This is a genomic window from Bradyrhizobium sp. USDA 4474 (genome assembly GCF_054057515.1).
In genome coordinates this window covers 6,805,649-6,832,301 of the sequence record NZ_JBSRZJ010000002.1, presented here as the reverse complement: position 1 = coordinate 6,832,301, position 26,653 = coordinate 6,805,649, and the positions used below count along the sequence as shown (strand labels likewise).

The 26,653-nt window shown below is 64.5% G+C and carries 28 protein-coding genes; 16 read left to right on the top strand and 12 right to left on the bottom strand.

The window, feature by feature from the left end:
• Nucleotides 1–1,503, top strand: a complete 1,503-nt coding sequence (gene ppx / locus ACVW16_RS33685) for an exopolyphosphatase (RefSeq protein WP_456734946.1) — start codon at nt 1–3, stop codon at nt 1,501–1,503.
• A gap of 87 nt (nt 1,504–1,590) precedes the next feature.
• Here ppx and ACVW16_RS33680 read toward each other — a convergent pair whose 3' ends face one another.
• The 3 genes from ACVW16_RS33680 to ndk form a co-directional block, all read right to left on the bottom strand.
• The gene (locus ACVW16_RS33680; RefSeq protein ID WP_456738161.1) at nt 1,591–2,364 is read right to left on the bottom strand and encodes a TerC family protein; all 774 of its coding nucleotides are present in this window, start codon (nt 2,362–2,364) and stop codon (nt 1,591–1,593) included.
• A gap of 195 nt (nt 2,365–2,559) precedes the next feature.
• On the bottom strand, nt 2,560–3,396 hold the full coding sequence (locus ACVW16_RS33675; protein WP_456703260.1) for a TerC family protein: 837 nt from the start codon (nt 3,394–3,396) through the stop codon (nt 2,560–2,562).
• A 53-nt stretch (nt 3,397–3,449) separates the two neighbouring features.
• Nucleotides 3,450–3,872 carry a nucleoside-diphosphate kinase gene (ndk, locus tag ACVW16_RS33670; RefSeq protein WP_092234736.1) on the bottom strand — a complete coding sequence of 141 codons (423 nt, stop codon included), beginning with the start codon at nt 3,870–3,872 and terminating at the stop codon, nt 3,450–3,452.
• A 310-nt stretch (nt 3,873–4,182) separates the two neighbouring features.
• On the opposite strand from ndk, the gene ACVW16_RS33665 reads away from it, so the two are divergent.
• The 4 genes from ACVW16_RS33665 (at nt 4,183) to ACVW16_RS33650 (ending at nt 7,139) form a co-directional block, all read left to right on the top strand.
• Nucleotides 4,183–4,437 (top strand): sulfur globule protein precursor, encoded by a 255-nt coding sequence (locus ACVW16_RS33665; protein WP_456703259.1) that lies wholly within the window; start codon nt 4,183–4,185, stop codon nt 4,435–4,437.
• Between the two features lie 224 nt (nt 4,438–4,661).
• Nucleotides 4,662–4,835 (top strand): hypothetical protein, encoded by a 174-nt coding sequence (locus ACVW16_RS33660; RefSeq protein ID WP_456703258.1) that lies wholly within the window; start codon nt 4,662–4,664, stop codon nt 4,833–4,835.
• 55 nt (nt 4,836–4,890) lie between these two features.
• On the top strand, nt 4,891–6,753 hold the full coding sequence (locus ACVW16_RS33655) for an ABC-F family ATP-binding cassette domain-containing protein (RefSeq protein ID WP_456734945.1): 1,863 nt from the start codon (nt 4,891–4,893) through the stop codon (nt 6,751–6,753).
• 119 nt (nt 6,754–6,872) lie between these two features.
• Nucleotides 6,873–7,139, top strand: a complete 267-nt coding sequence (locus ACVW16_RS33650; protein ID WP_456734944.1) for a hypothetical protein — start codon at nt 6,873–6,875, stop codon at nt 7,137–7,139.
• 75 nt (nt 7,140–7,214) lie between these two features.
• On the opposite strand, the gene ACVW16_RS33645 is transcribed toward ACVW16_RS33650, so the two are convergent.
• From ACVW16_RS33645 to ACVW16_RS33630, 4 genes are all read right to left on the bottom strand, one after another.
• Nucleotides 7,215–7,664, bottom strand: a complete 450-nt coding sequence (locus ACVW16_RS33645) for a GNAT family N-acetyltransferase (protein ID WP_456734943.1) — start codon at nt 7,662–7,664, stop codon at nt 7,215–7,217.
• A gap of 43 nt (nt 7,665–7,707) precedes the next feature.
• Nucleotides 7,708–8,202: a hypothetical protein gene (locus tag ACVW16_RS33640; protein ID WP_456705262.1), complete on the bottom strand. Its 495-nt coding sequence runs from the start codon at nt 8,200–8,202 to the stop codon at nt 7,708–7,710.
• A gap of 166 nt (nt 8,203–8,368) precedes the next feature.
• The gene (locus tag ACVW16_RS33635; protein WP_456734942.1) at nt 8,369–8,821 is read right to left on the bottom strand and encodes a DNA polymerase III subunit chi; all 453 of its coding nucleotides are present in this window, start codon (nt 8,819–8,821) and stop codon (nt 8,369–8,371) included.
• 6 nt (nt 8,822–8,827) lie between these two features.
• Nucleotides 8,828–10,327, bottom strand: a complete 1,500-nt coding sequence (locus ACVW16_RS33630; RefSeq protein ID WP_456734941.1) for a leucyl aminopeptidase — start codon at nt 10,325–10,327, stop codon at nt 8,828–8,830.
• A 337-nt stretch (nt 10,328–10,664) separates the two neighbouring features.
• On the opposite strand from ACVW16_RS33630, the gene lptF reads away from it, so the two are divergent.
• The 11 genes from lptF (at nt 10,665) to ACVW16_RS33575 (ending at nt 21,960) form a co-directional block, all read left to right on the top strand.
• Complete coding sequence (gene lptF, locus ACVW16_RS33625; protein WP_456734940.1) at nt 10,665–11,834, top strand: LPS export ABC transporter permease LptF; 1,170 nt, start codon at nt 10,665–10,667, stop codon at nt 11,832–11,834.
• Nucleotides 11,831–12,928 carry an LPS export ABC transporter permease LptG gene (gene lptG, locus ACVW16_RS33620; protein ID WP_092234589.1) on the top strand — a complete coding sequence of 366 codons (1,098 nt, stop codon included), beginning with the start codon at nt 11,831–11,833 and terminating at the stop codon, nt 12,926–12,928. The genes lptF and lptG overlap by 4 nt, the downstream gene beginning before the upstream one ends.
• Nucleotides 12,928–15,420: an LPS-assembly protein LptD gene (locus ACVW16_RS33615; protein WP_456703251.1), complete on the top strand. Its 2,493-nt coding sequence runs from the start codon at nt 12,928–12,930 to the stop codon at nt 15,418–15,420. Before lptG ends, ACVW16_RS33615 begins: the two co-directional genes overlap by 1 nt.
• A 66-nt stretch (nt 15,421–15,486) precedes the next feature.
• Nucleotides 15,487–16,419: a SurA N-terminal domain-containing protein gene (locus ACVW16_RS33610; protein ID WP_456734938.1), complete on the top strand. Its 933-nt coding sequence runs from the start codon at nt 15,487–15,489 to the stop codon at nt 16,417–16,419.
• Nucleotides 16,419–17,441 carry a 4-hydroxythreonine-4-phosphate dehydrogenase PdxA gene (pdxA, locus tag ACVW16_RS33605; protein WP_456734937.1) on the top strand — a complete coding sequence of 341 codons (1,023 nt, stop codon included), beginning with the start codon at nt 16,419–16,421 and terminating at the stop codon, nt 17,439–17,441. Before ACVW16_RS33610 ends, pdxA begins: the two co-directional genes overlap by 1 nt.
• On the top strand, nt 17,441–18,298 hold the full coding sequence (rsmA, locus tag ACVW16_RS33600; RefSeq protein WP_456734936.1) for a 16S rRNA (adenine(1518)-N(6)/adenine(1519)-N(6))-dimethyltransferase RsmA: 858 nt from the start codon (nt 17,441–17,443) through the stop codon (nt 18,296–18,298). Before pdxA ends, rsmA begins: the two co-directional genes overlap by 1 nt.
• A 22-nt stretch (nt 18,299–18,320) precedes the next feature.
• On the top strand, nt 18,321–19,379 hold the full coding sequence (locus ACVW16_RS33595) for an alcohol dehydrogenase (RefSeq protein WP_456734935.1): 1,059 nt from the start codon (nt 18,321–18,323) through the stop codon (nt 19,377–19,379).
• Between the two features lie 74 nt (nt 19,380–19,453).
• Nucleotides 19,454–19,681 (top strand): hypothetical protein, encoded by a 228-nt coding sequence (locus ACVW16_RS33590; RefSeq protein ID WP_456703246.1) that lies wholly within the window; start codon nt 19,454–19,456, stop codon nt 19,679–19,681.
• A 391-nt stretch (nt 19,682–20,072) separates the two neighbouring features.
• The gene (locus tag ACVW16_RS33585; RefSeq protein WP_456703245.1) at nt 20,073–20,264 is read left to right on the top strand and encodes a hypothetical protein; all 192 of its coding nucleotides are present in this window, start codon (nt 20,073–20,075) and stop codon (nt 20,262–20,264) included.
• A gap of 36 nt (nt 20,265–20,300) precedes the next feature.
• Nucleotides 20,301–20,477, top strand: coding sequence for a hypothetical protein (locus tag ACVW16_RS33580; RefSeq protein ID WP_456703244.1), 177 nt, complete (start codon nt 20,301–20,303; stop codon nt 20,475–20,477).
• A gap of 259 nt (nt 20,478–20,736) precedes the next feature.
• A complete protein-coding gene (locus ACVW16_RS33575) occupies nt 20,737–21,960 on the top strand; it encodes a hypothetical protein (protein ID WP_456734934.1) in 1,224 nt (407 codons plus the stop codon).
• Here ACVW16_RS33575 and gmk read toward each other — a convergent pair.
• The 5 genes from gmk to ACVW16_RS33550 all read right to left on the bottom strand — a co-directional run bounded on the left by gmk (nt 21,893) and on the right by ACVW16_RS33550 (nt 26,570).
• A complete protein-coding gene (gmk, locus tag ACVW16_RS33570; protein ID WP_456734933.1) occupies nt 21,893–22,552 on the bottom strand; it encodes a guanylate kinase in 660 nt (219 codons plus the stop codon). The genes ACVW16_RS33575 and gmk overlap by 68 nt on opposite strands.
• A gap of 3 nt (nt 22,553–22,555) precedes the next feature.
• A complete protein-coding gene (locus tag ACVW16_RS33565; protein ID WP_456703241.1) occupies nt 22,556–23,443 on the bottom strand; it encodes a YicC/YloC family endoribonuclease in 888 nt (295 codons plus the stop codon).
• A 114-nt stretch (nt 23,444–23,557) separates the two neighbouring features.
• Nucleotides 23,558–24,832, bottom strand: a complete 1,275-nt coding sequence (gene mltG, locus ACVW16_RS33560; RefSeq protein WP_456734932.1) for an endolytic transglycosylase MltG — start codon at nt 24,830–24,832, stop codon at nt 23,558–23,560.
• Between the two features lie 125 nt (nt 24,833–24,957).
• Complete coding sequence (fabF, locus tag ACVW16_RS33555; RefSeq protein WP_092234622.1) at nt 24,958–26,223, bottom strand: beta-ketoacyl-ACP synthase II; 1,266 nt, start codon at nt 26,221–26,223, stop codon at nt 24,958–24,960.
• A gap of 107 nt (nt 26,224–26,330) precedes the next feature.
• Complete coding sequence (locus ACVW16_RS33550; RefSeq protein ID WP_008130699.1) at nt 26,331–26,570, bottom strand: acyl carrier protein; 240 nt, start codon at nt 26,568–26,570, stop codon at nt 26,331–26,333.
• Between the last annotated feature and the right edge of the window lie 83 nt (nt 26,571–26,653).

Here is a 26,653-nt window from a genome sequence, read left to right as displayed (position 1 = left end):
TTGAAACGGCCGCGCAAGCGTGGCGCCAGCGTCGCGGTCATCGACATCGGCTCCAATTCGGTTCGTCTCGTCGTCTACGAGGCGCTGGCGCGGAGCCTGATTCCGATCTTCAACGAGAAGACGCTGTGCGGCCTCGGGCGCGAGGTGCAGAGCACGGGCCTGCTTGCGCCCGACGCCGTCGACAAGGCGCTGACTTCGCTCAAGCGCTTCCGCGCCCTGTGCCGCGTGATGCAGGTCGGCCGCGTGTTCGCGATTGCGACCGCGGCCTGCCGCGACGCCTCCAACGGCCCCGACTTCATCGCGAAAGCCGAGCGCATCTGCGCCGTGAAGATCGAGATCCTGTCGGGACCGCGCGAAGCAAAGCTGTCGGCGCTCGGCGTGGTGTCGGGCATTCATCGCCCCGACGGCATCGTCGGCGATCTCGGCGGTGGTTCACTCGAACTGATCGACGTGCGCGGCAATGGCGTGCGCAGTGGCGTGACGCTGCCGCTCGGTGGCCTCGCACTCCAGGACCTCGCGCATAAATCGCTCAAGCGCGCCGACCGCATCGTGCGCGAGGCGATCGACGAGGTACCTCTGCTCACCGCCGGCCGCGGCCGCACTTTCTACGCCGTCGGCGGCACCTGGCGCGCGCTTGCACGCATTCACATCATCCAGAGTGGCTATCCGCTCCAGGTGATGCACGGCTATTCGATCCCCGCGCCCGAAGCGCTCGATTTTGCCCGTCGGCTGCGACGCCTCGCCGCCGTCGACATGCTCGCCGACATCGAGGTCGTTGCGGATGCGCGGCGCCCTCTCCTCACCTACGCAGCGCTCGTGCTCGAGCACATTATCCGCGTGGCGCAGCCGAAGACCATTGTGTTCTCGACCTTCGGCGTCCGCGAGGGCCTGCTGCACGAGAAGCTGCCGGAGACCGAGCGCAACAAGGACGGCTTGATCTGCGCGGCCGAGGAGCTGAACCAGCTGCTGTCGCGCTCGGCGAAGCACGCCCGTGAGCTGATGGCCTGGACCGATCGCCTCGCGCGCGTCGTGAAGCTGCGCGAGACCGAGGAGGATCGCCGCCTTCGCCACACCGCCTGCCTGCTGTCCGATATCGGCTGGCGCGTCCACCCCGACCATCGCGGCGAGCAGACGCTCAGCCTCGTGGTCAACGCCAATTTCGGCGCGATCGACCACCGCGAGCGCGCCTTCGTCGGACTGTCGGTGTTCTACCGTTACGCCGGGCTCAGCGAAGAGAACCAGCCGCCGCTGACCATGCAGGAGCTGCTGACGCCGGCCCTGCTCGAACGCGCGCGCATGTTAGGTGCGGCATTCCGTGTGGCCCATCTGATCTCGGCGGCGCGTCCGGGCGTACTGCCCGCCACGCATTTCAGGAGCCGGGGACGCAATCTGATGTTGGTGTTCGAGCACAGGCTCGGCGACCTCGTCGCCGACCGCGTCGGCAGCCGCTTCAAGCAGCTCGCGCGCTTGATCGGGCGATCGGGCTCCATCGTGCGGCGCTAGGGCATGATCCGGAAAAGTGTGAAGCGGTCTTCCGTACCGAGAAACGCGGAACGCGTTTGCGCGGAGATCATGCTCAAACCTTAAGCCTTATTCAGCGGCTTTTGCGTGCTCGACCGCGGCCGCGCTCAGGCTGCGACGGCGCCAGATCGAACCGACCAGCAGCACGACGCCGACACCGAGTGCCGCAACAACGTACTCGGCGCCATCGCCACCATGGGCGAATTGCGGCGGAATCCACAGGTTGCCGAGCGCCTTGTCCAGCAAGGCGCCGAGCCGCCCGTCAAACAGCGAATGCAGCTTCGGCTCGATGCCGGGATCGGTCGCGATCACCTCGCCCGCGATCCAGCCGAGCAGCGCTGCACCGGCCCAGACCAGGATCGGCAGTTTCGCAAGCAGCGCCATGATCAGCGCCGCGCCGGCGACGATCAAAGGTACGCTGATCGCGAGGCCAAGGATCAACAACGGAACGCTGCCATTGGCGGCTGCGGCAACGGCGATGACGTTGTCGAGACTCATGATGATGTCGGCGACCACGACGATCTGGACGGCTTGCCAGAGGTGCGCAGCAGACGCGACGTCCTCGTCCTCGTTTTCCGGCACGAGCAGCTTGGCCGCGATCACGACGAGTGCAAGGCCACCGACCAGCTTGAGGTATGGCAGCTCCATCAGGCTCGCGACGATGCCGGTGAACACGATGCGCAGCAGCACCGCCGCGCCTGCGCCGAAGATCATGCCCCACAATCGCTGCCGCGGCTTCAAACCGCGACATGCGAGCGCGATCACGAGCGCGTTGTCGCCGGACAACAGGATGTTGATCCAGATGATTTTCGAGAGATTCACCCAGAATTGCGGGTGCCTCATCTCGGTTCCGAACTCGGCAAGCAGGGTACCGCTGATTGCAGGATCGAACGAATTCGTCAACGAGATCACTCCGGCGTTCGCGCGGGCTGCGCGGCGCCTCGGTTAGCGCAAATCAACGCGGTCGTTGGAGTGACGTTTTGTCGCGAAATCGGCGAAACCAGCGACGGATGATCCGGCGCTTCCAGTCCGCGCCGGCTATTCGGCAGTTCGAGGCGATGGGCTCTGCGCGTGCATTCCCGCGAGCTTGCGCCGCCGCCAGGCAGTTCCCACGATCAGCACGGCAAGGGCGCCGAGTACGGAGGCCGCGATGTCGAGCAGATCGCCATCCAGGTTGAACCGTGAGGCGCCGAGAACTGCGATCGTGCCCTCGATGCTGATGTGGCCGTCGAGCAGGCTATGCAGCGGCGCCTGGTCGATGGGGTCGCTCGCCATCACGTCGCCGGCGATCCAGCCAAGCAGCATGGCACCGAGCCAGATCAGAACCGGATAACGATCGAGAATCATCATGATCAGCGCAGCTCCGGCGATGATCATGGGAATCGAAATGGCAAGGCCGAGGATGAGCAACGACAATTGGCCGTTCGCGGCCGCTGCGACGGCAATCACATTGTCGAGGCTCATGATGATGTCGGCGATCACGACGATGCGGATCGCGTGCCACAGCGTCGTGCCGGCCTGGACATCGTCATTTTCGTCTTCCGGCACCAGAAGCTTTGCGGCAATCAGGAGCAAGGCGACGCCGCCGACCAGCTTGAGGTAAGGCAGCGACATCAGGGTCGCAACGATGCCGGTAAAGGCGATCAGCAAGACGACCGCTATACCGGCTCCAATCACCATGCCCCACAGCCGGTGACGGCCATGCAAGCCGCGGCACGCCATCGCGATGACAAGCGCGTTGTCACCGGACAACAACACGTTGATCCAGATGATCTTGCCGACGGCGAACCAGAACGAGGGCCGTTGCAGGTCCGCCTGGAACTGGCCGATGAACGCCCCAACAGTGTCGGGGTCGAAGACCTGAAGTACGCTCACCTCGCCCCCCGTCCGGTTTGTTCAGCCTAGCCGCCCCCGGCTAGGCGCGCCGGTCAGCCGACGATCTCGTTGCCCGAGAAGAACTGCGCGATCTCGATCGCGGCGGTTTCCGGAGCGTCCGAGCCGTGGGCCGAATTCTCGCCGATCGACTTGGCGTAGAGCTTGCGGATGGTGCCCTCGGCAGCCTTCGACGGATCGGTCGCGCCCATCGCATCGCGGTACCGGGCGATCGCGTTCTCGCCTTCCAGGACCTGGACCACGACCGGGCCCGAGGTCATGAACTCGACCAGTTCGCCGAAGAACGGACGGGCCTTGTGGACGGCGTAGAACGTCTCGGCCTGTTCCTTGGTCATGCGGATACGCTTCTGCGCGACGATGCGCAGGCCCGCCTTTTCGATCACGGCATTCACGGCGCCGGTGAGGTTACGCGCGGTGGCGTCGGGCTTGATGATCGAGAAAGTACGTTCGATGGCCATGGTCTTGTCCTTCAAGAGAAAAAGGTGGTTCGGAGTTGCCGGGCTTATATCGGCGCCTTCGCAATCCGGCAAGCGAGTGCCGGGATGGCCTGGCGGCGGCTCCGCGGCAGGGTCAGGACGCGGGCTCCAACACGGATTACAGCGATTTCACCCAGATGAACCCAATCTGAAGGCTCTGTCAGGGTTTGGTTCAGCCTCCCTGGCATAACGTCGGGTCCATCGAAACCGAAGCCTTCCCCCGAGGCAAACAGTTTCGGCGGCCTTTCCATCGACGCGATAGCCCCGCGCCGGCAGTTCTGAGGAGATCACCATGTTGAGGAAACTTTCGCTCGCTGCAGTCGCCGCGGTCGCTCTGGGTGCCGCGCTGGCGCCTACCTCCGCCTCCGCTCACTGGCATGGCGGCGGCTGGGGCTGGCACGGCGGCGGCTGGCATCACGGCTGGGGCTGGGGCGGTCCGCGCTTTTACGTTGCTCCCGTCGCTTACGGTTATGGCGGCTGCTACGTGCGCCGGCTTGTCCCGACCCCCTGGGGACCCCGGTGGCGGCTGATCAACCGCTGCTACTGAGCCCGACAGCACCTGCCCAAATACATTTCAGAGGTACCGTTCCCCCCTGCGGTACCTTCCAAGAGAGGCCCCGGCGTTCCCCCCGTCGGGGCCTTGTATTTGAGCAGACACGATGAATTCATGCAATTTTTACTAGAATGCCTGATGTCCCGGCAACAGGCGAAACCATTTTGAGGCCAATGACTTGGTAACGTGTCGTTACTTTCAACTCACGGAACCTTGCGATGGCTGGCCTTTTTGCCAATGACAGCGAACAGATCGACCGGCGCACCAGCCGCTCGATTTGCGATGCCGTGGGCGAGCGGCTCCAGCAGAGCCTTCGTCCCGAACCCCGACTCCCGACCCATCTCGAGCAGCTTCTCAAAGAGCTGAAGCAACGCGACCGCGACTCCCACTGAGGAGCCTCGCGGAAAAACGGGTTGCGTTTGATCCCGCCTGCGGTGACAAGGCGGCATGCTCTCCATCACCGACCTCTCCATCCGCCTTGCCGGACGCCTTCTGATCGACAATAGCTCCGTACAGATCACGCCGGGCTCGCGCGTCGGGATGGTCGGGCGCAACGGCACCGGCAAGTCGACGCTGTTCAAGGTGATCCGCGGTGAGCTTGCGGCCGAACACGGCTCGGTGACCTTGCCGCCACGTTGGCGCGTCGGCAGCCTGGCGCAGGAGGCACCGAACGGCCCCGAAAGCCTGATTTCGGTCGTGCTCAAGGCCGACCTCGAACGGGCCGCGCTGCTTCATGAAGCCGAAAGCGCGACCGACCCGCACCGGATTGCGGAGATCCAGACCCGGCTTGTCGACATCGACGCGCATTCCGCCCCAAGCCGCGCCGCCGCCATTCTCTCCGGCCTCGGCTTTTCCGCAGCCGATCAGTTGCGCCCCTGCGCCGAATTCTCCGGCGGCTGGCGCATGCGCGTCGCGCTGGCGGCGACCCTGTTCGCAGCCCCCGACCTCCTGCTGCTCGACGAACCCACCAACTATCTCGACCTCGAAGGCACGCTGTGGCTCGAGGATCACCTCGCCCATTACCCGCGCACCGTGATCGTGATCAGCCACGATCGCGACCTGCTGGAAAGCTCCGTCGACCAGATCCTGCATCTGGAGCGTGGCAGGCTCACGCTCTACAAGGGCACCTACTCCTCCTTCGAGGAACAGCGCGCCGCGCGCGAGCTGCTCGATGCCAAGCAGATCAAGCGTCAGGAAGCCGAGCGCGCGCATCTGCAAGCCTTCGTCGACCGCTTCAAGGCCAAGGCCTCGAAAGCGCGCCAGGCCCAATCGCGGGTCAAAATGCTGGAACGGCTGAAGCCGATCAGGGCACTGGTGACCGAGGATGTGCGCGAGATCACCTTTCCCGCGCCTGAAAAATTGTTGTCGCCGCCGATCATCGCCGTCGACAACGCATCCGTCGGCTACGATCCGGCCTCGCCGGTCCTGAACCGCATCACCTTGCGCATCGACAACGACGATCGCATCGCGTTGTTGGGTGCCAACGGCAACGGCAAATCGACACTCGTCAAGCTGCTCGCCGCGCGTCTTGCGCCCTTCTCCGGCAAGGTGACGCGCGCGGACAAGCTGTCGATCGCCTATTTCGCCCAGCATCAGCTCGACGAGCTGAACGAGGACGCCTCCGCCTACGACCATATCCGCAAGCTGATGGGCGATGCGCCCGAGGCCAAGGTGCGCGCCCGCGCCGGCGCGATCGGCTTCTCCGGCAAGGCGGCCGATACCAAGGCCGGCAAACTCTCGGGCGGCGAAAAGGCGCGGCTGCTGTTGGGATTGGCGACCTTCTTCGGCCCCAACATGATCATCCTGGACGAGCCGACCAATCATCTCGACATCGACAGCCGCGCCGCGCTGGCCGAAGCGATCAACGAGTTTCCCGGCGCGATCATCATGGTTTCGCACGACCGTTATCTGATCGAGGCCTGCGCCGATCAGCTCTGGATCGTCGCCGACCGCACCGTGACCAATTTCGACGGCGACCTCGACGACTATCGCCGCCTAGTGCTGTCCTCGCGCAACGCCGAACCTGCGTCCCGGGAGCGCAGCGCGGCGAGCGAGAAGCCGCAGCGTGCGAAGCCGGACAATCGCGGCTCGCTGAGGAAGCGCATCGCGGAAGCGGAGACCGAGATCGCACGCGTCAGCGATATCATCGCCAAGATCGACGCCGCGCTCGCCCTGCCCGACATCTTTACGCGCGATCCCAAACAGGCCGCGCAACTGTCAAAGGCGCGCGCCAATGCCGCCGACGCGCTGGCACGTGCGGAGGAGCAATGGCTCGAGGCGAGCGCGCAGGCCGACGAGGCGGCGGGTTAGAGGCTGTCCTCGGTCTCGGCGGAGTGACGCCGCCAGCAAGAGCCAAGCCGAACTCATCGGCGATAGATTAATCCGACCGTCTCATCACGCTCGCCACCTAGCGATCATCGAGCACTGACTTGACTGCTTTTGTTTTACAACTTATAGTTGCATATCTTCCTGAGATCAAGAGGGGAAAGCGTATGGCATGCGTTAGTCATTTCAAAAATGCCATGATGTGCAGATTGCGCCGGCCGCGCCAGAAAATATCGGCAAAGCAGGTTGAGCTTTCGATCCGTGAGGCGATGGCCCTTCCCTACGACGCCAACCCCTTCGGTATCGCAGTGACGGCGCTCGTGCAGTTCTTCGTTCCCGATCTCGTGGAAAGGCGCCGCGGATCGACGTGACCAGACCTGCAAGGGACGCAAAGCCACCTGACGCCGGATCAAGGCCAGCACGCAACCGGATGAAGTTTTGGAAAGCTAACCCGGCCGGGCGCCCGGTGGGCGCAAATAATAGATGTCCCACTCGGCTTCGTCCGCCTGCCGGAAGCCGTGTCGCTGATAGAACCGGTTCGATTCGCTGCCGCGCAACGCACCCACGCGGATGGAGACACGGTGCGCGTCGGCATCGGCAAATATCTGCCGAAGCACGGCTGCCCCGATGCCCTTTCCCTGATGCTCGGGCACGATGTACAAATGCTCCAGGAGCCAGGGATCCTGCTGCGGGCGAAGCGAGACAAAGCCCACCCTGACACCACAGGCTTCGATGAAGCGACAGAACGCCGGATCAAAGGACGTCAAGAAACGATCCCGCGCGCGGTGAGGATCAAAACGTCCAGCGCGCTCCAGGCTCTCGCGCATTGCCCCGATGCGAATGGCGACCAGGACATCCGCATCCGATCGCGTGGTGGGCAGGAAAATCAGATTCACGCAAAAGCGCCGTCATGTCGCCTGCGAGACCAGGGCACAGCGCTTACGTCGCCGCTTTCTTCTTCGCCTTCGGCTTCACCGGCTTCGCAACGACCGGCGGCTCCGGCGTGCCCTCGATCGCGGAGAGGCGCCCCGAGGTGAAGGTGTAGATGCCCGCGCGCGGACCCGTGGTCCAGGTGACCACCGCGACGCGCCGGCCGGCGGCGTCGCTGGAGAGGTTGACGTTCGAGGGCGCGCCGATGCCGCGCACCACGTCGCATTCGGTGTGGCCGAGCGCGACCGTGCCGCCGGCGGGCGCCGGCGCCGTCGACGCATTGGCATCGGCGGGACCGGGCGGTGCCATGCCCGGGCATGCACCGTCGGCGCTGACGAGATCCTCAGGCCCCACCGGCTTGTCGGGTGTCAGCGGCGGCGACTCGATCGAGATGTTCTTGATGAACAGGCGGCTCGGCTTGTTGAACCACTCCGCGTCTTTGGCAGACGCCAGAAAATCGGTTCCGCCCGAGCAGCCCGCGATCAGCGGCGCGACAGCGGTCAACGCAACGATGAGCGACTTTGGAAGCTTTTGATGTCGCACGATAAACTAAAGTCCCCGCATGAAGGAGCAGCCCTAAGCAATTGTACCAACATCACTTTGCGGCACGAAGGTGGCCGAATCCAATCTGCCCGAGAAAGTCCAAATTATCATTAATTGCGAGCGGCCGCTAATTCCGCCGCTGCCACCGGCCCCGTTCGTCGGCCTGCCAATAGGTGACCTCAAATCCCCGCGTCTTGCAATCCGTCCAGGTGCTGCGGGCGGCCGCAAGCGCGTCCGGATCATCGCCGTTGAACAGCAGCACCATGCGCTCGTAGCGGTCCGTGTCCTCGGGCAACGCGGCGTTGTCGACCAGGAAACGAACATTGGCGCCGTTCGGATTGTCCGCCTCGACCGCCAGCACGATCGGCTGCTCGGCCACATCGTTCACGCGCCATGTCGCGTGCGGCAAAAAGGAATCGTCGCGATAGGTCCACAGATGAGCGTCGAGCGCATCGGCGCGCTCCGGTGACGTCGACTGCACCACGACGCGCCAGCCGCGCTCGAGCGATTTCTCGAGAAGCGGCGGCAACACGTTCTCAACCGTCATGTTTTGCAGATGGTAGAATAAAACTTCGGTCATCTCGCGTCATTTGCGCTCGTAGTGATCCGCCACCAGACGATCGAGCAGCCGGACGCCGTAGCCGGACCCCCAGCTCTGGTTGATGTCGGTCTTGGGAGCGCCCATCGCGGTGCCGGCGATGTCGAGATGCGCCCAGGGCGTGCCGTCGACGAAACGCTGCAGGAATTGCGCCGCAGTGATCGAGCCGCCGTGGCGGCCACCGGTGTTCTTCATGTCCGCGAACTGGGAATCGATCAGCTTGTCGTATTCGGGGCCCAGCGGCAGACGCCAGACCTTCTCCCCGCTCTCGATCCCGGCTGCGTGCAGCCGCTCGGCAAGCTCGTCATTGTTGGAGAACATGCCGGCGTGATCGGTGCCGAGCGCGACCACGATCGCACCGGTCAGCGTCGCCAGATCCACGATGAATTTCGGCTTGGTCTTCTTGGCCACGTACCAGAGCACGTCGGCGAGCACGAGGCGGCCTTCCGCGTCAGTGTTGATGATCTCGATGGTCTGGCCTGACATCGAGGTGACGATGTCGCCGGGCCGCTGCGCGTTGCCATCGGGCATGTTCTCGACGAGGCCGATGGCGCCTACCACATTGACCTTGGCCTTGCGCGCCGCGAGTGCGTGCAACAGGCCGACGACACAGGCCGCACCGCCCATGTCGCCCTTCATGTCCTCCATGCTGCCGGCCGGCTTGATCGAGATGCCGCCCGTGTCGAAGCAGACGCCCTTGCCGACGAAGGCGACAGGCGCCTCGCCTTTCTTGCCGCCGTCCCAGCGCATGATCACGGTGCGGCTCGGCCGCGCAGAGCCCTGGCCGACGCCGAGCAGCGCGCCCATGCCGAGCTTCTGCATCGCCTTGACGTCGAGCACCTCGATTCTAACGCCGAGCTTGCGCAGCAGACTGGCGCGGCGCGCGAATTCCTCGGGGAAGAGCACGTTCGGCGGCTCGTTGACGAGATCGCGCGCGATGATGACGCCGTCGACGACCGCACCGGCTGACGCAAAGGCCTTCTTGGCCGCAGCCGGATCGCCCACCGCGAGCGAGACTTCGGCGCGCAAAGCGCTCTCCTCGCCGTCCTTCTTCCTGGTCTTGTAGCGGTCGAACTTGTAGGCGCGCAAGCGAAGGCCCGAGGCAATCGCGACCGCCTGCTCGCCAGTCATGGCGCCGTCAGGAAGCTCGGCCATGATGGTCATGGTCGCGGAGCCCGCCTTCAGCTTGCTGGCCGCCATGCCGCCGAATTTGAGGAAATCGTTGTTCTTGAGGGCTGAAGGATTCCCGGTCCCGATCACGATCAGGCGCTCGGCCTTCAGGCCTTCGGGGGCGAGAATGTCCAGCGCGACGCCGCTTTTGCCTTTGAAAGATGCGGCCGACGCCGCCCTCTTCATGAGTTCGTTCGCGCCGCCAAGCGCCTTGGCCGTCGCCGGCCCGACCTTCAGAGCATCGTCGCAGAACACGACCAGGATGCCACGGGCGGCGGAAGCCAACGGGACAAAGCCGACCTTGACGGCATCGGACATGGGTAACTCCTCAGAATTATGCAGCTTTTGCCGATCACGGGCTGGCCAAAGGCGGAACCTGAACGGCGATTCACTGGTGGTTTTCCCACTATGGGCGAGAAGCCGGGTCGATGCCAAGCACCGCGCGTGGCCCGGAATCCACATCGAGGGAAATATTAACCATATATTGACGGTGCCACGGGTCAGCCATTTTGTTGACGGATCAAAGGGATGGTAGTGAGAGAGTGAGCGGCCGGAAGAGGCGGTTGGCCGACCTTGGGGATCCCTGTCAGGGATTGGTCGGACAGCCGGAATTCCGGTGCACGTTGGGGCTTTGGTGGGAATCGTGCGGTAGCGCATGGGGTCGATCGACAGGTATATTTTCCGCACGACGCTGGCGTCGTTTGCGCTCGTCTTGGTCAGCCTCACCGGCGTGATCTGGATTACGCAGGCATTGCGCGGCATCGACCTGATGACGAGCCAGGGTCAGACCATCTTGACCTTCCTCGGCATCACCAGTCTGGTGATTCCGGCGCTCGTGCTGATCATCTCGCCGATCGCGCTGATGATCGCGATCTCGCACACGCTGAACAAGCTCGCGACCGACTCCGAAATCATCGTGATGAATGCCGCCGGCCTGTCGCCGTTCCGGCTGTTCTATCCGTTCTTCTGTGCCACCTGCGTCGTGGCGCTGCTGGTCGCCTTCATCGCGGCCTACCTCGCTCCCGACGGGATGCGGCGGATCAAGCAATGGGACGCGGAGATCACCGCCGATGTGCTCACCAACGTCCTGCAGCCGGGACGCTTCGCCCAGCTCGACAAGAACCTCACGATCCGGATTCGTGAGCGGCTGCCCGGCGGCATCCTCGCCGGCATCTTCATCGACGATCGCCGCGATCCGAATGAGCGCGTCTCGATCGTCGCCGAGCACGGCGAGGTCGTGAAGAACGAAACCGGGTCGTTCCTGGTGCTGAAGGACGGCAATCTCCAGCGTTTCGAACTCGGCAAGCGCGACCCCGCCCTGGTGGCCTTCGGCCGCTACGGATTCGACATGTCGAAGTTCGGCAACCAGGGCCATGACGTCGCCCTCGGCATTCGCGAGCGATATCTCTGGGAGCTGTTCTCGCCGTCCGAAGACGATCCGGTCTACCAGCAGATACCCGGGCAGTTCCGTTCGGCCCTGCATGACAGCCTGCTGGCCCCGATCTACCCGTTCGCGTTTGCGGCGCTGACCTTCGCCTTTCTCGGCGCGCCGCGCACCACGCGTCAGAGCCGCAACTTCTCGATCGGCTCCTCGATCCTGGCCGTGTTCGGCCTGCGCATGGCCGGCTTCGCCTGCTCGGTGATGGCCGTGAAATCGCCGGTTCCGGTGGCGGCCCAATATGCGATGGTTTTCGGCGCGATCGGCACCGGCATGTGGATGATCATCGGCGGCATCGTGGTCGAGCCGCCCCCCGGGCTCATGGAAGCCATCAACAGGTCGAACGCGCGCATCGCGCGGCTGTTCGGACGGCCGGCCACCGCATGAGCATGCTCACCAATACACTCGGGCGCTATTTCGCCGGCCGCTTCGTGGTTGCAGCGCTCGGCGTGTTCGCGAGCATTTTCCTGCTGCTGGTGCTGGTCGACTACATCGAGATGGTGCGCAAGACCTCGGGGCTCGCCTCTGCCTCCGCGATCATGGTGGCCGAGACCTCGCTGTTCCGGGTGCCGCAGCTCCTGGAGAAGCTGACGCCGTTCTGCATGCTGATCGGCGCCATGATCTGCTATCTCGACCTGTCCCGCCGGCTCGAGCTCGTGGTCGCGCGCGCCGCCGGCATCTCAGCCTGGCAGATTATCGCGCCCGCGCTCGGCAGCGCGCTCGTGATCGGCGTGCTCGCCACCGTCGCCTACAATCCGACCTCGGCGAATCTGCGTGAGATCTCCAAGCGCATGGAAGCCGAGCTGTTCGGCTCGGCGCCCGGCGGCGGGATCCAGGACGCCTCCGGCTTCTGGCTCAACCAGGTGACCAGTGACGGCCAGACCATCATCAATGCGGCGCGCAGCGAGCAACAGGGCGTCCGCCTGACTGGGCTCACGCTGTTCCGGTTTGACACAGAGCAGCACTTCAAGGAGCGGATCGAGGCACGCGAGGCGACGCTGGAGACCGGTCACTGGCTGTTCAAGGGCGTGCGCCGTTTTTCGCTGGGCTCCCCGCCGGTCGACCAGGCCAGCCTGGAGATTCCGACGACGTTGACCGAGGCGCAGGTCCGCAACAGCTTTTCCACACCCGAAACTGTGTCCTTTTGGCAACTACCGAGCTACATCAGTTCATCCGAGAGCTCAGGGTTCGCGACAGCCGGATATCGACTCCAGTATCACAAGCTACTGGCACAGCCGTTCTTGCTCGCCGCCATGGTGATGCTCGCGGCCTCCGTGTCGTTGCGCTTCTTCCGGATGGGTGGCGTACAGAAGATGGTTTTGAGTGGCGTGGGCGCAGGCTTTCTGCTCTACGTTTTGTCGAAAGTGACTGAAGACTTGAGCAAGGCTGAGTTGATGCATCCGATCGCTGCGGCGTGGTTGCCCGTAGTGGTGGGCGGCCTCACCGGCTTTTTGGCCTTGCTGTACCAGGAGGACGGTTAGTGACTGCCGTCCATCGAGGACCTGCGTCTCGTTTGACGCGGCGCACCGCAGTGCGCGCGAACGGGGTCTGCTGGTCCATTCGCGGGCTGCTGATGGCCGTCGCCGCCGTGACATCGCTCGGCGCGCTGATGGATGTTGCCGCCGTGGCGCCTGCGAGCGCCCAGAGCTTCACCTACAATCCGCTGCCGCCACGTCCGAAGCCGCCGAAGGCCGCAAATGACGGGCAAATGCTCGTGCAGGCGACCGAGGTCGACTACGACTATAACAATTCGCGTGTCTCCGCAGTCGGCAACGTTCAGCTGTTCTACAACGGCACCAGCGTCGAGGCTGACCGGGTCATCTACGACCAGAAGACCAAGCGGCTGCATGCCGAGGGCAACATCCGCATGACGGATGCCGACGGCAAGATCACCTATGCCGAGATCATGGATCTCTCTGACGATTACCGCGACGGGTTCGTCGATTCGCTGCGCGTGGACACCGCCGACCAGACCCGCATGGCCGCGACCCGCGCCGACCGCTCCTCCGGCAATTACACGGTGTTCGAGAACGGCGTCTACACGGCCTGCGCGCCCTGCAAGGACGATCCGAAGAAGCCGCCGCTCTGGCAGGTCAAGGGTGCCCGCATCATCCACGACCAGCAGGAGAAGATGCTGTATTTCGAGACGGCGCAGCTGGAATTCTACGGCGTGCCGCTCGCCTACATGCCCTATTTCTCGACACCCGACCCGACGGTGAAGCGCAAGACCGGCTTCCTGATGCCGGGCTTCACCTCGAACACGCCGTTCGGCTATGGCGTCGAAGTCCCGTTCTATTGGGCGATCGCGCCCGACATGGACGCAACCTTCAACCCGCGCATCACGTCCCGGCAAGGCGTGCTGTTCCAGGCCGAGTTCCGCCAGCGCCTGATGGACGGCGCCTACCAGGTTCGCGTCTACGGCATCGACCAGCTCGACCCAGGCGCGCTCGCCGGTCAACCCGGCGACCGTCAGTTCCGCGGCGCCGTCGACACCAAGGGTCAGTTTGCGCTGAACGACAAATGGGTCTGGGGTTGGGACGGCGTCCTGATGTCCGACTACTACTTCTTCTCGGACTATCGGTTGTCGCAGTACCGCGATCCGCTGGGCTCGTTCCTGTATCTGCCGACCGATGCGCTGTCGCAGCTCTACCTGACCGGCGTCGGCAATCGCAGCTTCTTCGACGCGCGCACGATGTACTGGCTGAGCTACTCGGGCAACCAGCAGCAGGTCCCCGTCGTCTATCCCGTCATCGACTACTCGAACGTGCTGAACTATCCGGTCTTCGGCGGCGAGTTCAGCTACAAGACGAACTTCGTCAACTTGACGCGTAACGACGCGGCGTTCGATCCGATCACGACGACGGCCAACACCTCAGGCCTCTGCGCGATCGCATCGGCCGACCCCGCTGCACGCAGCATGCCGAATGGATGTCTTCTGCGCGGTGTCCCCGGCACCTACACCCGCCTGACCGCGGAGGCGCAGTGGCGCAAGTCCTACACCGATCCGTTCGGCGAGATCTGGACACCGTTCGCGATCCTGCGCGCCGACGCGATCAACGCTGACATTTCCAACCAGCCGGGCGTGTCGAACTACCTCCCCGTCGGCGACACCCAGGCGTTCCGCCTGATGCCGACCGTCGGCCTCGAGTACCGCTATCCCTTCATCAATGTCCAACCCTGGGGCTCGACCACGATCGAGCCGATCGCGCAGGTCATCATCCGCCCGAACGAGACCTATGCCGGCAAGCTTCCGAACGAGGATGCGCAGAGCATGGTGTTCGACACCTCGAACCTGTTCAATGTCGACAAGTTCTCCGGCTATGACCGCGTCGAGGGCGGTGGCCGCGCCAATGTCGGCGTGCAGGCGACCACGCAGTTCGACAAAGGCGGCGCGGTCAAGGTGCTGTTCGGCCAGTCCTACCAGCTGTTCGGCTTGAACTCCTACGCGGTCCAGGACACCATCAACACGGGCCTGGATTCCGGCCTCGACAAGCCGCGCTCCGACTATGTCGCGAGCGCCGCTTACTCTCCCAACAGCACCTACACATTCAGTGTCCGCTCCCGCATGGACGAGCAGACCTGGAACATCCAGCGCTTCGAGGCGGAAGGCCGCGCCAACTTCAATCGTTGGTCGGTCAGCATGATGTACGGCAATTACGCGCCGCAGCCCGAGCTCGGCTACCTGACCCGACGCGAGGGCATCCTGACGACGGGCTCGATCAAGGTCGCGACCAACTGGGTGGTGACCGGCTCCGCGCGCTGGGACCTCGAGGCCAACAAGATCAACCAATATGTGCTCGGCGCGGGCTACGTCGACGATTGCTTTGTGCTCGGCGTCAACTATGTAACGTCGTACAGCTATTCTGCGGGCTCGGCACCCCCCGTGCTGAACCACGCGTTCATGTTCCAGATCGGCCTGCGCACGATCGCGACCTCGTCGACCACCAGCAGTCCCGGCGGCGGCCTCCAGTGATCGGTCTGAAAGTGCCGGCCTGTTCCCAATCGCAGGATCATCCGGGCTGATATGCGAGCGACAACCATGACAATCCGATTGCCTGTCTTCCGCCTTCCCCTTCTCGTGCTGGCCTCCGTACTGGTTTTAGCCGGCGCGCCGGCACGGGCGCAGAACATCGTGGTCATGGTCAACGGCGATCCCATCACCGATTTCGACATCGAGCAGCGCTCCAAGCTCGACCAGCTGACGACGCAGAAGACACCGAGCCGGCAAGACGTCATTAACACGCTGATCGACGACAAGCTCAAAATCAAGGAAGGCAAGAAATACGGCGTCGATCCCACCGCCGCCGACGTCAACCAGTCCTTCGAGGGCATGGCGCAGCGCATGCGCATCACGCCCGATCAGCTTTCCAAGTCGCTCGAGGTCAAGGGCGTGCGTCCCGACACCCTCAAGAACCGCATGAAGTCGGAGATGGTCTGGACCAGCCTCGTGCGCGGCCGGTTCAAGGAGAAGCTGATGGTCGGCGAAAAGGACGTCGCCGACAAGGTGCGGGAAAGCGGTGACGAGAAGCTCCAGGTCGAGGGCACAGAATACAAGATGCAGCCGGTCGTGCTGATCGTGCCGCGCGGCTCGTCTGCGGCTTTCCAGGAGACGCGGATGAAGGAAGCCGAGCAATATCGGGCGCGCGTCGGAAGCTGTGAGGAAGCCAATTCGCTGTTCCGCTCGACGCCGAACGCTACCATCCGCGAGACCGTGACCAAGACGACCGCAGATCTGCCCGAGGCGCTGCGCAAGGTGCTCGACGATACCCCGATCGGCCATATGACCGCGCCCGAGGTGACCAAGTCAGGCATCGAGATGGTGGCGCTGTGCTCGCGCAAGCCGACCACGATCGACACGCCGAAGAAGCGCGAAATTCAACAGAAGATGTATACGGAGAAGTACGAGAAGACGCAGAAGGCCTATCTCGACGAGCTCCGCAAAGCTGCGATGATCGAGTATCGCAACCGCTGATGGGCGCTCCCGCAAAGCCCCTCGCGCTGACGCTCGGAGAGCCCGCCGGCATCGGCCCGGACATCACGATCGCAGCCTGGCTCAGGCGCCGCGAGCTCAGCCTTCCCGCTTTCTACCTGCTCGGCGACGAGGCGCTGATCGCGCACCGCGCCAAGACACTGGGATTGACCGTCGGCGCCGACATCGCGATCGCCGCGGTGAGCCCTGAAGAAGCCGTCTCCGCCTTCGCCGACGCGCTGCCCGTGGTTGCGACCGGCGAGCGTGCGAGCGCCGTACCAGGCAAGCCTGACGCATCGAGCGCTCCGGCCGCGCTCGCCTCGATTCGCCGGGCGGTCAGCGACGTACGCGAGGGGCGCGCCAGCGCCGTCGTCACCAACCCGATCGCCAAGAGCGTGCTGTACCGCGCCGGTTTCCGGCATCCCGGTCACACCGAATTTCTGGCCGAGCTCGCCAGCACCGATGGCCGCGAGCCGCAGCCGGTGATGATGCTGTGGTCGCCGCGTCTTGCCGTGGTGCCGGTGACGATCCACGTCTCGCTACGCGACGCTCTCGCCCAGCTCACGAGCGACCTCATCGTCTCGACCGTGCGCATCGTCGCGACCGAGCTCACATTCCGCTTCGGCATTGCGCGGCCGCGCATCGCGATATCTGGCCTCAATCCGCATGCCGGCGAGGACGGCTCGCTCGGCCGCGAGGAGCAGACCGTGATCGCGCCCGCGCTTAAAGTGCTGCGCAATGACGGCATAGACGCGAGGGGCCCGCTGCCCGCCGACACCATGTTCCACGAGGCCGCGCGCAACAGCTATGACTGCGCGGTCTGCATGTATCACGACCAGGCGCTGATCCCGATCAAGACCGTGGCGTTCGACGACGCCGTCAACGTCACGCTCGGCCTGCCCTTCATCCGCACCTCGCCCGATCACGGCACCGCCTTCGACATCGCCGGTACGGGCAAAGCCAATCCGGCGAGCCTGATTGCGGCACTCAAGCTTGCAAGCCGCATGGCGGCCGCAAACAGCTGATGCGCGCGATCGACGACCTCCCGCCGCTTCGCGAGGTCATTCGCCAGCATGCGCTGTCGGCCCGCAAATCGTTGGGCCAGAATTTTCTGCTCGACCTCAATCTCACCGCGCGCATCGCGCGCGCGGCCGCGCCTCTCGAAGATTCCACCATCATCGAGATCGGCCCCGGTCCCGGCGGCCTGACGCGCGCGCTGCTTGCGCTCGGCGCCAGACGCGTGATTGCGATCGAGCATGACGAACGCGCGATCCCGGCACTCGAGGATATTTCCGCGCGCTATCCTGACAGGCTCGAGATCGTGCATGGCGACGCCATGACCTTCGATCCGCGGCCGCTGCTTGGCGGAGATCGCGCCAAGATCGTCGCCAATCTGCCCTATAACATCGCGACCCAGCTCCTGATCAACTGGCTCACCATCGAGCCCTGGCCGCCCTGGTACGACATGATGGTGCTGATGTTTCAGCGCGAGGTCGCAGAGCGCATCGTCGCGCGCGAGGACGCGGACGCCTATGGGAGGCTCGGTGTACTCGCCAACTGGCGCGCAGAGACAAGGATCCTGTTCGACATTTCGCCATCCGCTTTCGTGCCGCCGCCGAAAGTCACCTCGTCCGTCGTTCGCCTCAAGCCGCGCGCGGAGCCATTGCCCTGCGATCGCAAGCTGCTCGAACAGGTCGCGGCCGCAGCCTTCGGACAGCGCCGCAAGATGCTGCGCCAGAGCCTGAAATCGTTAGGTGTCGACCCGGCGCGACTTGCGCAGGCCGCCGGCGTCGATGCGACGCGGCGCGCCGAGACTGTTCCGATCTCGGGCTTTGTTGCCATGGCGCGTGAATTGGCGGATATACGCGGCGAAGCGCAATAATCCATATTCCGGAGGAAAGAAAATGGCGATGATGCGTCGTCAATCGCTGGTCAAGTTCGATGCGCCGCTGTGCGAGACCATCGTCGACACACCAAAACCGGAAGGCGCCGAGGTGCTGGTGCGCATCGAGCGCTGCGGCCTCTGTCATTCCGACTTGCACATCCAGGATGGCTATGCCGATCTCGGCGGCGGCAAGAAGCTCGATACCACCCGTGGCATGACGCTGCCGTTCACGCTGGGCCACGAGATCGCCGGAATCGTCGACGAAGTCGGCCCCGACGTGCCGGCGGGTCTCGTCGGTTCGAAGAAGGCGGTGTTTCCCTGGATCGGCTGCGGGCAGTGCCGCGACTGCAAGAACGGCGACGAGAACCTTTGCGCGAAGCAGCGCTTCCTGGGCGTCTCCATCGATGGCGGCTTCGCCACCCACGTGCTCGTGCCCGACGCGAAATATCTGCTCGACTATGATCCCCTGCCCGTCAACCAGGCGGCGACGCTGATGTGCTCCGGCGTCACGGCCTATGGCGCACTCAAGCGCCTGGTCGACCGTCCGCGCCAGCGCAACCTGTTGCTGATCGGTCTTGGTGGCGTCGGCATGATGGGCCTGTCGTTCGCGCAAGCCATGTTCAAGCAGCCGATCACGGTGGCCGATCTCTCGCCGGCCGCGCGCGAGACGGCGCTCAAGAACGGCGCAGCCAATGCCTACGATCCGTCCGAGCCCGACGTGATCAAGCGCATCCTGAAGGAGACCGATGGCGGCTTCGACGGGGTCGTCGACTTCGCCGGCAACGAGAAGTCGATGGCGTTTGCGGTCGCGGTCGCCGCGCGCGGCGGCAAGGTCGTGGTCTCCGGCCTGATGGGCGGCCAGTTCACGCTGCCGATGGTGCAATGGGTCTACAAACGCCTTACCGTTGAAGGCTTCATGGTCGGCACGCTCGCGGAGGCTCACGAACTGATGGCGCTTGCCCGCGCCGGCAAGATCAAGCCGACGCCGATGCGCGAAGAGCCGATGGGCGACGTGCAGAAGTGGATCGACGAACTTCGCGCCGGCAAGGTGGTCGGCCGTATCGTGCTGAAGAACTGAGTTTAGGCCGGCGGCGAGATGCATATCTAGCCGCCGCTCACGGAACGCCTGCCGCCGCGCGGCGTTGGCAGCGCATGTCCATTCGTTGCACGGTCGAGAGCGCATTCTTCATCGCCTGGAGCTTCCTCGAGAAGAGCGGCGAGCTGGGCCCGCCTGACACCTCGGCAAACGTCATTCTCGACGCGATCGAAGCGCAGCTGAAGACCGGCGAGCGCCGTCCGCTGATGCTCGCCAACAGGGCGATCGACACCTATCGGTACTTGAACCGCGAGCCTGCCGGACGCGAAGCGCGCCTCGGCTAGCAGCGCCAGCCCATGCCCTCGGACACCGCGGCGTGGCAGCGTGACTTCAGGAAGGCGGGCGGCTCGCGACAATCTCGTTAATTCGTCAGTGGGCTCACGGCAGCCTTTGCAGCCGGAAACACGGGATTCAGAGGCCTGCGGGCATGGTTCCGCGCATGGACGCCGCTACTGGATGCCCTCGACGGCATCGAGCAATGATCGGAAAGTACCGCGAGGCGCCGCAATGCGCCGAGTCGGCAGGCAACGGGCTCCGCACCCGCGAGAGTTCTTCGTCAGCCGAGAAGAGGTATTGCAGCACTAATGCCGGCCCCATCACTTCATCCAGGCTTGGGAACGTCCCGCGCCCGGCGTGCGTTGGCCTCTTGTCAAAGGCAACGACGGAGTCGAGCGCATGACGAAGCCGCTGACAAAAACGGTCCAGCCCGTTCCCGACGAGAACCAGAGCCACAAAGGCCCCGGCAGCGCGCCGGACGTTCCCGTCGACACCACCAAGGGCCATCGCGACGACGAGAAGCAGAACATCCGTGAGCAGGCGGCTCACGGCAATCTCACCCAGAACACCAGCAACCGGCGCATGGGATAGGCGCAGAAACCAGGGGGATGAAGAGGAGATACGAACGTGGTGACGCCGAGCAAATGGTACGATCCGATCTCAGAACGCTGGATCGCACCGCGCGAACAACACTCCGAAGCAGCATCTCTTCATTCCAGCGAGAACCACGTGCTCGAGATGCAGAGGTCAGCCGAGATCCAGCGCATCTGGCGCCTCTTGGTCGACTGCTGCGCCACCAAGTGATGCCTTCGCCGCCGCTTGACGGCGGCGAAGCACCGGTCGGCCCGCACGATTATCATCCGGCATGAATGAGCCCGCATCCCGCGCCGGGCCCGTCGCAATTCCAGCTTGCGGAACCGCGCACCCACCAAACGCCCCCGAAATGACTCAATTCGGATGGAACGAACACGTCGCAAGCCCGATTCAAGCCACATCCTCTCCGGATTTGGGGCTCATTGCCACCTAACTCTTTGTTGAGAAAGCCCCCGTAACGAGTTGCGTCATGCGTAAACGGGAGACCAGGATGGGCAACCGCACCGCAAAGTTCATATCCGCGCTGATCGGCAGCATCGTCGCGGGCGTACCATTGGCCGCTGTCTCCCAGAACGCGCCAAGCGCGCCCGCTGCCGCAAGCACCGCGAATGCCGCGGGCGACTGCCTGGCGTCCCCCAAAGGCGTCGCGCCGCACGGACAGCACTGGCACTATCGGCTCGAGCGCGCGACCAAGCGGCAATGCTGGTATCTGCGCGCCGAAGACGCCAAAGCCGCGCAAATCGCGCAGGCGGCGGCCGATACGCCGGATGCGGCTCCGCCCGCGGCGCAATCGGTGCAGAACGCGCATGCTGAGTACATGGCACAGCAGCAGACCAGAGCCGCAGCGGTCACGCCCGCGCCGGCCGCAGCTTCAGCTCGGCAGGCGCCCAGCACCCTGGATGCCAATGCGGCGCAGCCCGCCATCACCGCGCCCGGGCCTGACGCCACTGCGACCGCCGCTTCGCCGCAGCCGGCTGCCGCACCTGCGCCGAACGCCGCACAGCCGAGCGAGAACCCGGCCGCATCCCCTGCCCCGGCGGCCCTCGCCGCGGCCGAGCCGCCGGCGGACAAGCCGACGGGTTCGCTCCAGATGCTATTGCTCGTCGTCGGCGGTGCGCTGGCGCTCGCTGGCATCCTCGCGAGCGTGATTTATCGCTTCGCAGGCGGGCGCAGGCGCGTCCGGACAGCCGATCGCCGGGTGAAGTGGGATCACCGCCAGGATGACCATGACAGCCGCGCGCCCTGGCACACCGAACCGGCGCCGCATGTCGCGCGGCCGCTTCCGGTGGACTTCGATTCCATCCGTTCGGAAGGCCGCCAGATCGCAGCATTCTCCGACGCGATCGGCCGGATCGCTGCGCAGGGGCGTCCCACGCAGGTTGCCGCAACAGAACCTGACGAAACCGAGATCGACTATTTCCACGGCGAGTTCGAGATCGAGCGCCCCGCGCCTCATCTCGCCGACGACATCCGCCACGACGAGCCGGCAGAGCCAGACGCGGACGCACATCAAGAGCATGCGCTCGACGAAAATGGCGTCGCCATCGATATCATCACGGCGATGCTGGAGCGGCTGGCGACTGAAGGGCCACGGCTGACGCGGCCTGCCCCAAAAGCTGACCTTGCTAGCCTTGAAGCTGACCCTGCAGCCCTCGCACGAAGCTCACAAGGCCAATCCGCCGCTCGCGCTTGAGGCGCTCGGCCTTCAGGATCGACTGCACCTCGGCAAAGGCGTCATCGATGTTGTGGTTGATGACGATGTAATCGTACTCGGCCCAGTGACTCATCTCGTGGCTGGCGCGGCTCATGCGCTTGCGGATCACCTCGTCGGAATCCTGCGCGCGGGAATGCAGTCGTTTCTCGAGATCGCTGGCCGACGGCGGCAGGATGAACACGCTGACGACATCCGCACGCGCCTTCTCGCGCAGCTGCTGCGTGCCCTGCCAGTCGATGTCGAACAGCACGTCCTGCCCGGCCGATAGCGCCGCTTCGACGGGGCGGCGCGGCGTGCCGTAGCTGTTGTCGAACACGGTGGCCCATTCCAGCAGTTCGCCGGCCTTCACCATCGCCTCGAAGGTGGCCTTGTCGACGAATGAATAATCCGTGCCGTTGACCTCGCCTGGCCGCATCGCGCGGGTGGTCGCGGAGACCGACATTTTCAAGTCCGGCATGCGCTCGATCAACAAACGCGACAGCGTCGTCTTGCCCGCGCCTGACGGCGAGGACAGCACGAACATCAATCCGCGCCGCTCGACACCATCAGTTCCGTGGCCGTCCGTCGTCATCGATCACTCCAGATTCTGGACCTGCTCGCGGAATTGCTCGACCACGTTCTTCATGGCGAGCCCGGTATTGGTCAGTTCGATGTCGTTTGACTTGGAGCAGCAGGTGTTGACCTCCCGGTGAAATTCCTGCGCCAGGAAGTCGAGCTTGCGGCCGATCGGGCCGCCCTTGCCGATCAGCTCGCGCGCCTGCGCGATGTGCGAGGCGATGCGGTCGAGCTCCTCACGGATGTCGGCCCTGGTCGCGATCAGGATCGCTTCCTGCATCAGGCGGTCGGAATCGAAACGATCGGAGGTGTCGAGCAACGCGGCGATCTGCTCGGCGAGCCTCGCCTTGATCGCCTCCGGCTTGCGGCCGGGCGAACCTTCCGCCTTCTTCGCCAGCTGTTCGACCTCGTCGACCCGCTGGGTCAGGATCTGTCCGAGCGATATGCCCTCGCGCTTGCGCATCGCCACGAGCTCGTCGAGCGCCTTGTCGAACGCATCGGCTGCAGCGGCACGCGCAGCCTTGTCCTCCTCCTCATCGCCCTCGGGCTCGGCGACCTCGACGACGCCCTTGATCGCGAGCAGGCCGTCGATGCTCGGCGCAACCGCGTCGACCTTGCCGGCGATCACGGCGGCGGCCTTCAGCACGGCGTTGAGCACGTCCTCGTTGACGCGGACGCTGGCGGCTGCGTTGGCGCGCTTGACGTTGAGATTGGCGTAGACGGTTCCGCGCGCCAAAAGCTCGCCGGCGCGCTTCTTGGCGTGGGCCTCGAGCTCGTCGAAGCCCTGCGGCAGCCGCACCCGCAAGTCAAAGCCCTTGGCGTTGACCGACTTCAATTCCCATTCGAACGTATACGGCCCGCTTGCGCCGTGGCTTCGGGCAAAGCCGGTCATGGACGACAGCGCCATCAGGTCAGTTTCTCCGGAAACATGGGATTCGCGAGGCCATCAGGCCACGGGAATCTTAAGACTATTTTGCAGGAAAGTGGAATCCGCAAAGTCCGTAGCACGTCTGCAGCCAGCCTAGCGCTGGACCACCGGCGGCGACGGCTGCACCGCGCCCTGGCGGGCGGGCGCCGCAGACCGTGCCGGCTTCTTCGGCCGTTGTGGCGGCGTCGTGGCGGTCGGAGCCGTATCTGCGGCTGCCGGCGCCGTGGGGGCGGGCGCCGCGGTGGCCGGCGCTGGCGCATCATCGGCCGGCTCGACCATGTCGTTCTGGATCTGCTTCTCCATCGCGCGCAGCTTGGCGACGTTCTTCTGGTGCGCGTCGTAGGTCTCGGTGAAGGCGTGCCCGCCCGAACCGTCGGCGACGAAGAAGAGGTCGCGGGTGCGGGCCGGGTTGGCGGCGGCCTCCAGCGAGGCACGGCCGGGGTTGGCAATCGGACCCGGCGGCAGTCCCTCGATCACATAGGTATTGTAGGGCGAGGGCTGCGTGATCTCACTGCGCTTGATCGGACGTCCCAGCGTGCCCTTGCCGCCGACAAGGCCGTAGATGATGGTCGGATCGGACTGCAGCTTGATCTTCTGCTTCAGGCGATTGACGAACACGGCGGCGACGCGGCTGCGCTCGTCCGGCTTGCCGGTCTCCTTCTCGACGATCGAGGCAAGCGTCACCAATTGCTCCGGCGTCTTGACAGGAAGATCCTGGCTGCGGCGCTCCCAAATCTCCGCGAGCACGCGCTTGTGCGCCTGCTGCATGCGCTGGATCACCTGGTCGCGCGGGGTCCCGCGCGGGAACTTGTAGGTCTCGGGCAGCAGCGTGCCCTCACGGGGCACCTCGTGCACGCTGCCGGTGAAGATGTCGTTGTCGGACAGCCGCGCCACGATCTGCTCGGAGGTCAGGCCCTCCGGAATCGTGACGGCGTGCTGGACAACCTTGCCTTCGACGATGGTCGCGATGACGTCACGCAGGGACGCGTTCTTCTGGAACGAATACTCACCGGGCTTCAGGTCCGAGCTCGCCTTCAGCGCAGCCACGGCGCCGATGAACACCCATGGATTGACGTCGGTCACGCCTTCCCGGTTCAGGGTCTCGGCGATGTCGCGCTTGCCCGCGCGCTGGGGAATGTTGACGATCTTGTCGTCCTTCAGCGGCCCGGGCGATTCCAGCACCTGCCGTCCGTAATAATAGGCCGCGCCTGCGCCGATCATGCCGATCAAGAGCAAGGTGATGATGGCGTTGCCGACCACGACAAAGGGATTGCGCGCCCGCTCCGAACGCTTCGGCGGCGGTGGGACCTGCTCGGGCTCGAGCGCTGCCCGCGGACTCCGGGGCGAAATGGGCGGCCTTTCACTCATCGAAGCAACCTGAATCCTGCCGGTTCAATCGCGGCCGGGCAATCACTTGCCGAGCCAACTACACGCGCCCACAGACATGACTATCGCCGAATACGGCAAAACGGTGGATTCGTCGCGAACACAAACTATTGGCTTAGTCGCCGGACGATCACCGACGCGTTGGTACCGCCGAACCCGAAGGAATTCGACAACGCAACGTTCACGTCACGTTTCTTCGCCTTGTGCGGCACGAGATCGATCGCGGTCTCGATCGACGGGTTGTCCAAATTGATGGTCGGTGGGACGACGTTATCGCGAATCGCGAGGATGGCGAAGATCGCCTCGATCGCACCGGCGGCGCCGAGCAGATGGCCGGTCGACGATTTGGTCGAGGACATCGCGACCTTTGACGCGGCATTGCCAAGCAGCCGCTCCACCGCGCCGAGCTCGATCTCGTCGCCGAGCGGCGTGGAGGTGCCGTGCGCGTTGATGTAGTCGAGGTCGGATGCCGTCAGGCCGGCCCGCTTGAGCGCGGCGGACATGCTGCGGAAGCCGCCATCGCCGTCGGGCGCAGGCGACGTGATGTGATAGGCATCGCCCGACAGACCGTAGCCGATCACCTCGGCATAGATCTTCGCGCCGCGTCGCCGGGCGTGATCGAGCTCCTCCAGAACGAGGACTCCGGCGCCCTCGCCCATGACAAACCCGTCACGGTCCTTGTCGTAGGGACGCGAGGCCTTCTCGGGCGTCTCGTTGAACCCGGTCGACAGCGCCCGCGCCGCGTTGAAGCCGGCGATGCCGATGCGGCTGATCGGCGACTCCGCTCCGCCGGCAACCATCACGTCGGCATCGCCGAGCGCGATCAGTCGGGCGGCGTCGCCGACGGCGTGCGCCCCGGTCGAGCAGGCCGTGACCACCGAATGGTTCGGTCCCTTCAACCCGTGCGCGATCGAAACATAGCCGGAGGCGAGATTGATCAGGCGGCCGGGTATGAAGAACGGGGACACCCGGCGTGGTCCGCGCTCCTTCAAAAGGATCGCGGTGTCGGCGATGCCGTTGAGGCCGCCGATGCCCGAGCCGATCATCGTGCCGGTCGCACATTTGTCCTCTTCGGTCTCGGGATGCCAATTGGCATCGTCGAGCGCCTGGCCGGCCGCGGCCATGCCGAAGATGATGAAGTCGTCGACCTTGCGCTGGTCTTTCGGCTCCATCCACTTGTCGGCATTGAAGGTGTCGTTGCTGCCGTCGCCGCGCACCACCGTGCAGGCGATCTTGGTCTGCAGATCGGAGACATCGAAGCTCTCGATTGGACGAGCACCGCTCTCACCGTTGAGAATGCGCTTCCAGGTCGGCTCGACGCCGCAGCCGAGTGGCGACACCATGCCGAGACCCGTGACGACAACCCGCCTCATGTCCGAAAACTCCGCATCGAAAGATTCACGGCCAATAACAAGAAACCGGCTGGCCGCTGGGAAGCGGCCCGTCCGGTTTCAATGTTGTCCCCGCGAAATGAAGAGCCTCAGCTCTTCGCGTTCTTCTCGAGAAACTTCGTGGCGTCGCCGACGGTGAGAATCGTCTCCGCGGCATCGTCCGGAATCTCGCAGCCGAATTCTTCTTCGAACGCCATCACCAGCTCGACGGTGTCCAGACTGTCGGCGCCGAGGTCGTCGATGAAGCTCGCAGCGTCGACAACCTTCTCGGGTTCAACACCAAGGTGTTCGACCACGATCTTCTTAACCCGCTCGCCAATGTCACTCATTGCATAACCTCGTGTTGTTCCCTGTAGACCCGACCCCCCCGGGACGATACGAGCCGTCGTGGTCGTTGACTGCCTTCGCTTAC